This window comes from Candidatus Cryptobacteroides sp., from assembly GCF_056207615.1.
Genome location: NZ_JBAEER010000176.1, coordinates 1 through 2043, shown reverse-complemented (window position 1 = coordinate 2043; position 2043 = coordinate 1). Strand labels below are relative to the sequence as shown.

1 protein-coding gene and 1 pseudogene are annotated in these 2043 nt (G+C 55.7%); both read right to left on the bottom strand.

The window, feature by feature from the left end:
* The coding region (ligA, locus tag AC06ND_RS09635) for an NAD-dependent DNA ligase LigA (RefSeq protein WP_475678764.1) at positions 1–1679 on the bottom strand (1679 nt) is incomplete at its 3' end.
* 189 nt (positions 1680–1868) lie between these two features.
* A pseudogene (locus tag AC06ND_RS09630) lies at positions 1869–2043 on the bottom strand (diphosphate--fructose-6-phosphate 1-phosphotransferase); the annotation flags it as partial.

The following is a 2043-nucleotide window of genomic DNA, read 5'->3' as shown; positions in this document are numbered from 1 at the left end:
CCGACATCACCTACGGCCATGAGCTGCTCACGGCCAGCGTTCATGATTGCGTCCATGCTGCCGAGAGCACGTGCAATCTGCTTAGCGGTGGTCTCGCCGACATGACGTATGCCGAGGGCGTAGAGCACCTTCTCGAATGGGACGTTCCTGGATTCCTCGAGGCTCGCAAGGAACCTCTGTGCTGACTTCTCCTTCCATCCGTCGAGGTGGAGGAGCTTGTTCTCGTCAAGCTTATAGAAATCGGCCACGTTCCTGACGTAGCCCTTATTGTACATCTGTTCTATGGTCGCGTCGCCCGCGATAACGTTCATCGCCTTGCGGCAGAGGAAGTGCACGAGCTTGCCCTTGATCTGGGTAGGGCAGCCGTCGACGTTAGGGCAGAACCACTTTGCCTCACCTTCGTCGCGAACGAGCCTTGCACCACAGTCCGGGCAGGTAACAGGGAACTCCGGCTTCACGCAGAGTCCATCTCTCTTGCTGAGCTCGACTCCTGTGATCTTAGGGATGATTTCGCCACCCTTCTCTACGTAGACATAGTCACCGACACGGATGTCGAGCACTTCCATCTGGTCAGAATTGTGGAGGGACGCGCGCTTCACGACGGTACCGGAGAGCTGAGCCGGTTCAAGGTTAGCTACCGGGGTGACAGCGCCTGTGCGGCCCACCTGATAGTCGATGCTGAGCACCTTGGAGAGCGCCTGCTCTGCCTTGAACTTATATGCCACGGCCCATCTTGGAGCCTTGGAGGTATATCCGAGAGACTCCTGATATGGGAGCTCGTTCACCTTGATCACGATGCCGTCGGTGGCAAACGGAAGGAACTTTCTCTCTGTGTCCCAGTACTTGACGTACTCGACGATCTCGACTATGTTGCGGCAGATCTTCCTCTTGTCAGAAACCGGAAGGCCCCACTTCATCGCGCACCTGAGCGCCTGGTCATGAGTCGTGAAATGGAGATCCTCTCCGAGGATATGGTAAAGGGTACACTCGAGTCCACGGTTCGCGACCTCGTCCGGGTCAGTGAGCTTGAGCGAGCCCGATGCTGCGTTCCTAGGATTTGCGAACGGTGCTTCCTCGTCGCGCCTGCGCTCGTCGTTGAGACGGTCGAAGGCCTTGTACGGCATGTAGATCTCACCGCGGATCTCGAATTCCTTCGGCCAGCCGATACCGTTGAGACGCTGGGGGATGTTCGGAATTCTCCTGACATTCTCGGTCACATCGTCACCGACCGATCCGTCGCCGCGTGTGAGCGCCCTGAGGAGCTTGCCGTCACGGTAGGTAAGACAGATCGCCGTTCCGTCGAACTTGAGCTCGCAGCAATAGGTGAAAGCATCGCCGATAGCCTTGGCAGCCCTGTCCGCGAACTCTTCGATCTCGGTCACGCTGTAGGTGTTTCCAAGACTGAGCATAGGATACTTGTGCGGATACTGCTCGAACTCCTTCGCTGCCTTCCTGGAACCCTTCCTTGCGCGGGAAAGGTCGCTGCCGACCCTCTGGGTAGGAGAGTCCGGGGTGATGAGCTCAGGGTGGGCCTTCTCGATCGAGGCAAGTTCGACCATCAGCATATCGAATTCATAGTCGCTGATGACGGGAGCATTCTCGATATAGTAATGCTCGTTATTCTCGGAGATGAGCTGCTTGAGCTCGTCTATCCTTTTCTGAATCTGCTCTGTTTCCATAGAGAAATCTGTCCTCATACACGTGCGGGTATATGGCCGTATGCATACGCACATACGCGCGCCACGCACGAAAAAGCAAATTTAAGACAAAGCTATCACAAATCAAAATAAGGCGATGACCAAAAGTCACCGCCTTATCATATTCAATCTGCCTTGCAGCAGCCCTGAGGGCTTGCCGTCAGGATGAAATTACTTTGCCTGCTCGAGCTTGAGGGTCATGGTTGGCTGATCGCAAACCTCGGTAGGACCCCAGTACTGGATAGGACCTGGGTAAACGTAAGCAGTCTCCTTTGCCCATACGTCGCGATGTGCGGCGAAGTACTTGAATGGAGCACCGTCAAGCTCTACGAGAGCCTTGCGGATA